The organism is Cysteiniphilum marinum, assembly GCF_014857925.1.
Lineage (GTDB): Bacteria > Pseudomonadota > Gammaproteobacteria > Francisellales > Francisellaceae > Caedibacter > Caedibacter marinus.
The window spans coordinates 1-6722 of record NZ_JACYVZ010000059.1 but is presented as its reverse complement, the minus strand read 5'-3'; the positions used below and the strand labels follow the sequence as shown (position 1 = coordinate 6722).

The 6722-nt window shown below is 38.9% G+C and carries 8 protein-coding genes; 5 read left to right on the top strand and 3 right to left on the bottom strand.

Annotated elements, in window-relative coordinates; genetic code table 11:
- The 3 genes from IE867_RS13790 to IE867_RS14750 all read left to right on the top strand — a co-directional run.
- On the top strand, nt 1-685 hold a 685-nt coding region (locus IE867_RS13790), incomplete at its 5' end, for a reverse transcriptase domain-containing protein (RefSeq protein WP_263971906.1).
- A gap of 642 nt (nt 686-1327) precedes the next feature.
- Nucleotides 1328-2578 (top strand): group II intron reverse transcriptase/maturase, encoded by a 1251-nt coding sequence (gene ltrA, locus IE867_RS13785; RefSeq protein WP_192485293.1) that lies wholly within the window; start codon nt 1328-1330, stop codon nt 2576-2578.
- A 172-nt stretch (nt 2579-2750) separates the two neighbouring features.
- The gene (locus IE867_RS14750; protein WP_203250052.1) at nt 2751-2954 is read left to right on the top strand and encodes a hypothetical protein; all 204 of its coding nucleotides are present in this window, start codon (nt 2751-2753) and stop codon (nt 2952-2954) included.
- Nucleotides 2955-3055: 101 nt separating this feature from the next.
- Here IE867_RS14750 and IE867_RS13775 read toward each other — a convergent pair whose 3' ends face one another.
- The 3 genes from IE867_RS13775 to IE867_RS13765 all read right to left on the bottom strand — a co-directional run bounded on the left by IE867_RS13775 (nt 3056) and on the right by IE867_RS13765 (nt 4552).
- On the bottom strand, nt 3056-3439 hold the full coding sequence (locus IE867_RS13775; protein ID WP_192485292.1) for a hypothetical protein: 384 nt from the start codon (nt 3437-3439) through the stop codon (nt 3056-3058).
- A 48-nt stretch (nt 3440-3487) separates the two neighbouring features.
- A complete protein-coding gene (locus tag IE867_RS13770) occupies nt 3488-4006 on the bottom strand; it encodes a lipocalin family protein (protein WP_192485291.1) in 519 nt (172 codons plus the stop codon).
- 126 nt (nt 4007-4132) lie between these two features.
- Complete coding sequence (locus tag IE867_RS13765) at nt 4133-4552, bottom strand: hypothetical protein (RefSeq protein WP_192485290.1); 420 nt, start codon at nt 4550-4552, stop codon at nt 4133-4135.
- A gap of 327 nt (nt 4553-4879) precedes the next feature.
- On the opposite strand from IE867_RS13765, the gene IE867_RS13760 reads away from it, so the two are divergent.
- Together IE867_RS13760 and IE867_RS13755 are read left to right on the top strand one after the other, a co-directional pair.
- Nucleotides 4880-5203 carry a YbjQ family protein gene (locus tag IE867_RS13760; protein WP_192485289.1) on the top strand — a complete coding sequence of 108 codons (324 nt, stop codon included), beginning with the start codon at nt 4880-4882 and terminating at the stop codon, nt 5201-5203.
- A 17-nt stretch (nt 5204-5220) separates the two neighbouring features.
- Complete coding sequence (locus IE867_RS13755) at nt 5221-6483, top strand: DNA polymerase Y family protein (RefSeq protein ID WP_192485288.1); 1263 nt, start codon at nt 5221-5223, stop codon at nt 6481-6483.
- The last annotated feature ends 239 nt before the right edge of the window (nt 6484-6722 follow it).

The following is a 6722-nucleotide window of genomic DNA, read 5'->3' as shown; positions in this document are numbered from 1 at the left end:
GGCACCTCAAGGAGGAGTGATTAGTCCAGTGTTAAGCAACTTATTCTTGCACTATGTCTATGATAAGTGGATGCAACGCAATCATACAGGTACACCATGGTGCCGTTATGCAGATGATGGACTTGCGCATTGCAAAACGGAGCAAGAAGCGCAGGCTTTATTAGCCTCACTAAAGGCACGTTTTGAAGAATGTGGTTTAGAACTACATCCCACCAAGACCAAAATTGTCTATTGTAAAGATGGGAGTCGTAAAGGGAAGTACCTAAATAAATCATTTGATTTTTTGGGTTATACCTTCAGGGCAAGGATGTGTAAGAATACTAAACAGCAGAGTCTGTTTATTAACTTCACGCCTGCTGTGAGTAAGTTGGCTTTAAAATCGATGCGAGCGACGACAAGACGATATAATATACGCAATCGAACGGATCTGAAATTGGGTGACATTGCTAAGTGGTATAATCCTATATTACAAGGTTGGATCAATTACTATGGTAAGTACACAAGATCAGGATTATATCCGATGTTGCGACATTTTAATCTGACGTTAGTGGCATGGGCAATGAGGAAATATCGGCGATTGCGTAATCGCAAAACATGGGCGGCAAAGTTTATGGAAAGGATAGCCGAAGAAAATCCATATTTATTTGCACACTGGAGATGCGGTATGTTTGGTGCGTTTGCTTAATGGGAGCGGTATGAGTTGAGAGGCTCACGTACCGTTCTGCGAGGGGCTCGTGGGGAAGTTTCACGGGTCTACTCTCCGTGCGCCGTAGGCGCACAGGTTGGAGGTTAGACATGAAGTAAAACTAAGAACTTGTGCATAAGCTCTGTGGGAGATGAAGGCAGACCCTTCGAAGTCGACTTCCAGAGGTAGGCTTCAAACCACTTCAAGTGGCTGTTATTAAGAGTAATTGGTCATGAGCATTGAAGTAAAGTGCGAGTTATTAACTCGGCAGGTGTGGATCAGAAAGACGAATAGACCTGAACCATTGTTGACGCGTCGTAATCCAGAGAATTGACATCAAAACCAGAGGCGTTTCCATACTCTGGGAAGAGTTTACCGGAGATCTGGTTACTGGGTAAGCGGTGTCCGGCGTATAGATGGCGTGATTCTGATCTGGGCTTCTACAGGGAACTGCGGGAACCAGTCGTTTTGATGTTAAGGGAGAAGTTCAAGTGAGTAAAGTCATAAGAGCGAGAGTACCAAAGCAAAGCACTGGGGCGGAGCAACTCGTAGTAGTGATGAAGCTACTGTAATGGTAGTGGAGCGAAGGGGTCGTGTTAAGCAGTCGGATTGAATATTCAACTGAAAGATCAGGAGGAAATATTGGAGAAGACAAAACCATTCAACCTACCTAAGCAGTTATTTGTAAAGGCATATAAATTAGTCAAAGCAAATGCTGGTTCTGCTGGTGTTGATAAGCAATCGCTAGCAGATTTTGATAAGAATCTGAAAGATAACCTGTACAAACTTTGGAATCGAATGTCTTCGGGGAGTTATTTTCCTCCCCCTGTGAAAGCGGTACCGATTCCAAAGAAAACAGGAGGTGAGCGGATATTGGGTGTGCCAACAGTAGGGGACAGGATATGTCAAATGGTTGCAAAATTAGTCTTTGAACCAGAAGTTGAATCAATATTTCTAGAGGATTCTTATGGCTACAGACCTAATAAATCAGCACTAGATGCCATTGGAGTCACCCGCAAGCGGTGTTGGCAGTACGATTGGGTTCTAGAGTTTGACATAAAAGGGCTATTTGACAACATTCCTCATGAACTATTGATGAAAGCGGTGCGTAAACACACACAAGAAAAGTGGGTGATTCTTTATATTGAGCGCTGGTTAAAAGCCCCAATGCAAAGAGCCGATGGGAGTACTGTTGCACGAACGTGTGGGGCACCTCAAGGAGGAGTGATTAGTCCAGTGTTAAGCAACTTATTCTTGCACTATGTCTATGATAAGTGGATGCAACGCAATCATACAGGTACACCATGGTGCCGTTATGCAGATGATGGACTTGCGCATTGCAAAACGGAGCAAGAAGCGCAGGCTTTATTAGCCTCACTAAAGGCACGTTTTGAAGAATGTGGTTTAGAACTACATCCCACCAAGACCAAAATTGTCTATTGTAAAGATGGGAGTCGTAAAGGGAAGTACCTAAATAAATCATTTGATTTTTTGGGTTATACCTTCAGGGCAAGGATGTGTAAGAATACTAAACAGCAGAGTCTGTTTATTAACTTCACGCCTGCTGTGAGTAAGTTGGCTTTAAAATCGATGCGAGCGACGACAAGACGATATAATATACGCAATCGAACGGATCTGAAATTGGGTGACATTGCTAAGTGGTATAATCCTATATTACAAGGTTGGATCAATTACTATGGTAAGTACACAAGATCAGGATTATATCCGATGTTGCGACATTTTAATCTGACGTTAGTGGCATGGGCAATGAGGAAATATCGGCGATTGCGTAATCGCAAAACATGGGCGGCAAAGTTTATGGAAAGGATAGCCGAAGAAAATCCATATTTATTTGCACACTGGAGATGCGGTATGTTTGGTGCGTTTGCTTAATGGGAGCGGTATGAGTTGAGAGGCTCACGTACCGTTCTGCGAGGGGCTCGTGGGGAAGTTTCACGGGTCTACTCTCCACGAGACGTTTAATACGCTTAAAAATCAAGGCTATAATTTTGAGCACAACTACGGACATGGGAAGAAACATTTATGCTCTGTGATGAGCATGCTGATGATATTATCTTTTTTAATTGATCAAGTGCAACAAGCAGTATGCCAATATTATCAGCGCGCTAGGAAACGATATACTGCGCTATCTGCTTTGCATCTTAAAATACGCATATTGGTTGACATCTTTTATTGGGAAAGTTGGATAGATATCTATCAATTTATTGCTAACCCAGCTGAGCATCCGCCACCAATTCTAAAGGTGTGACGCTTATTGTCAGTGTTTTATTTGTCCGTAGTTTAATAGCCTAAAAATAATTGAATTTTGTGATGCATTTCTTATGTAGGCGCTTCTATTGCCTGATATTTTCAACAGCGTGAATAATTATCACTCACATAGCCACTTCGACAAAAAAAACAATTCACCGGGAATTGCTGTAAAAACAACTGAACTTTACTATCGGTGTTATTTGTATGGAAAAAACGATATGAGGCATAAGGCCCATTTAACGTCAGATCCTCACCTTTATAACTCATTACGGGTACAGGAAGTATCGTGGGATCAGTGTTTTTATATGGGTTAGGAGAAAAAATACCAGCAAATCCAACACCAAAAGGATATTGCACTGGATTAAATTTTTCTACAGTGTTGTCCTTATTTTCTGAATTCTCCGTGTCATTAGAAAGATCCTTTGGTTGATTAGCTGATAGTATAATGGGTGTTGCTAAAATGATATAGAGTAGCTGTTTCATGTAACCTCTTAGCTAAAGCATTTACTTTTTTAGTTTGAATCATCGCATTTAGCAGTAAGTATTGTCAGCAATAATTAGCTTATTCAAATCATAGCCCTGAGATAATGCAATTTGCTTCATCAAATTAAAAGACTTTTTGTCTACAGATTTAGTTCTACTGAGAAACCAAAGATATTCTCTTGATGGTTCTCCCACTACGGCATATTTATAATTAGACGAGACGTATAAAATCCAGTAATTACCAGTGAATGGCCAGAAAAATCTCACCTTGAGTTTGCTATTATCATCATGATTGACGCGCCATGCCTTTGCAGTTGATGTTTTAATAACGCCATTCTTATTGCACTGATTGGTGACAGATATATAGTCATTATCGATGATTTTATAGTCGGCCGTAGAGCATGCGCAACCTTTCTGGAAACTATTAGGCAGTCTAGCAATTTCATGCCATTTGCCCATATACTTATTTAAATCGACATTTTGTGCAACTCTCATCGGTTTATAATTTGCACATCCACTGACAAAAAGAAAAAACAATGCAGTCCATGGTTTATATGATTTTATCAAGGTATGACTTCCTGTATAAATGATTTTGATTATAACTTATTAGTTTATCGATATTATCATGATTTGAAATACCTTTATTAATATAAAAATCGTTGGCGATAATTAGGATGCCAGATTATTATGCTGTTAATGAATTAGCTTACTTGGCATTGAATTTTGTTCCAAATCGTAAATATGCTTTACTTTCTCCGATGCTATTTGTAGATCAATCATTAAAGGACGATAACTTGGGTTTGATGTAGCCTTACTGACACAATTTTCATAAATATCAATTTTGCTCGTAATACTGTCTCTTACTAGCTCATGATAAAGCTTGGCTTTTTCAAGCAATTCATATGTTGTCAAACAAGTGCCAAAATTGATAGGTACTTTGTTTAAGTTAATGATGAATTCATAGCTTAGAATTTTTTGGTGTTGATCCTGTGCAATGCCAATACCACCGTCAGTCTGGAATAATTTTAATGTGCGCTTTAACAATTTTTTAGCTTTTTCAAAATTTTGCTGATCTTCGGTTGTTTTAAAAACAATATCACTCATCTCATTCATGTCTAGATTTACGTTAAATTCTCAAGCTTTGTACTAATATTGTGTCTGTAATGACTTAATTCAAGCATTAAGTAAGTTGAATAATGATAACTTCTTCTTTTTTGATAATGGGGTGCTATATGAATGCAATTATAATAATATTGATGTTTTTGCTTACAACGGCTGTGGCTTTTTGTCTTTTTGTATTGCAGGACAATGTGTATTCAAATCTAAGAGAATTAAAAATTCTTATTTCAATAGTGATGAGTTTTTTCCCCGCTTATTTTATTATCTGTAAAATAAGGCAAATAAGAAAATTAAAACGAATGGATCAGGAAGGTATTTAGTATGCTTGTTGTAACAACAAATGAAATCCCGAGCAAAAAGATTATAGAAGTAAAAGGCGTGGCACATGGTATTATCGTGCGAACACCAACATGGACACAGGGCTTTTTTGGTGGATTGAAAAAGATCATTGGCGGTAATAATCAAGCCTATGCAAATATGGCTAATCAAAGCCGTGAGGATGCTTATCAAAATATGATTAAACGTGCCGAATCACTTGGAGCCAATGCGATCGTTGCTTTTCGCTATGATACCTCAAGCATGGATGGCAATGGTGAAGCAATCAGCGAGGTATTTTGTTATGGCACAGCGGTGGTTATTGAGTAGGGTGGTTTGCTGTTACTATGTCATTTTACTGTACTGACACTAAAACACATTGGACAACCTGTGTCTGCTTAACTGACTTGATGGCATTTTTTCCATCGTGTGAGCAGGTTGATTTTCCAGAATTGCGCGGACGCCCTGTGGCAGTAACGAATGGCGATAAAGGAACAACGATCATATCTTCAAGCTATGAAGCGCGTGAGTATGGTATTAAAACCGGCATGAAAATGTCTGAAGCACTAAAGCTTTGCCCGCAATTGATAAAACGTCCATCAAGACCGGATCGCTATGCCGAAATTTCTGGTAATATCATGCGTGCACTGATGGAGATTACGCCAGACATTAGTGTTTACAGTATTGATGAATGTTACATTGATTTAATGCCTGTTTTAAAGCTCTATGGCTCGGTTAAAATTATTTCTGAGAAGATCAGAAAAACCGTGTTTGAAGCAAGTGGTGGCATTCGCTGTTCCATTGGTATTACCGAAGGTCAGCTAACAGCAAAATATTGTGCCAAGAATAAAGGTGAAACGACCATTGTGACACCTGGTCAAATTAAGTCATATATTGGTAGAGCGTCTATTGGTGATATATGCGGCATTGGCAAGAATATTGAGCGGTACTTAAATCAATATGGGATATTGAAATGTGCTGATATTGAGAGGTTTCCGATGTCAATATTATCCAATAGATTTGGTGATATTGGACGCAGGTTGTATTCGGTATGTCTAGGGCATGATCCTTTACCTGTAGATACAACAGACAAAGATCATAAATCCATGGGTCATGGCAAAGTTACTGCTGGTGAAAATGATCGTGATGTCATTCGTGGTATTATGCGCCAGTTAGTTGAACGGTTAACGCGCAGGATGCGCCATCATAAAGTGGTCAGTGATTTATTTTTCATTGGTTTCAAAACAGCAAAAGGTTGGGTGGGGCATAAATATAAGGTTCAACCTGCAACAAATAGTACCAGCGTGATCTGGTCATATGTTCAAACCCATTTCAAAAGTTGGCATCATGAAGCACTTTATCAGGTACAGGTTACGGCATTATCGTTGCAGTCCAGTGAAATCAGGCAGCTTGATTTATTTGAAGACCTTCTTGCCCCTGATCCAAAGGTTACCAAACATGATAAATTGGATGATGTTAAAGATTTAGTGAACGATAGATTTGGTAAGCATACTTTGCGAAGTGCTGCTGAGCTTTTGGCTGATAAAGCAAACATGGTGCCTGTTATAGCTTTTAACTTTGATGCTACGGGTAAGAAAAACAGCCTTTGATAGCAAAAATCAATTAAGTTTAAAAAAATAGAACAAAGTAAAAAATAAATCTTGATTTAAAACTAAAATAGAACATAATAAGCGATATGGAAATCAAATTAGTCAAAGGTGCAGGTGCTGATTATGCTTACTGATAAAGAACAGCAGGTGCTTGATGCAATAGACAAGTATCAACGTGAGAATAAATGCTCTCCAACCTTTGAAGATATTGCTGTTTTACTGGGACTAAAGTCAAAAAG

Excerpts from the sequence above, each read along its gene's own strand:
- IE867_RS13760 (WP_192485289.1), top strand. The coding sequence starts at position 4,880 with ATGCTTGTTGTAACAACAAATGAAATCCCGAGCAAAAAGATTATAGAA.
- IE867_RS13765 (WP_192485290.1), bottom strand. The coding sequence starts at position 4,552 with ATGAATGAGATGAGTGATATTGTTTTTAAAACAACCGAAGATCAGCAA.
- IE867_RS14750 (WP_203250052.1), top strand. The coding sequence starts at position 2,751 with ATGATATTATCTTTTTTAATTGATCAAGTGCAACAAGCAGTATGCCAA.
- IE867_RS13775 (WP_192485292.1), bottom strand. The coding sequence starts at position 3,439 with ATGAAACAGCTACTCTATATCATTTTAGCAACACCCATTATACTATCA.
- IE867_RS13755 (WP_192485288.1), top strand. The coding sequence starts at position 5,221 with ATGTCATTTTACTGTACTGACACTAAAACACATTGGACAACCTGTGTC.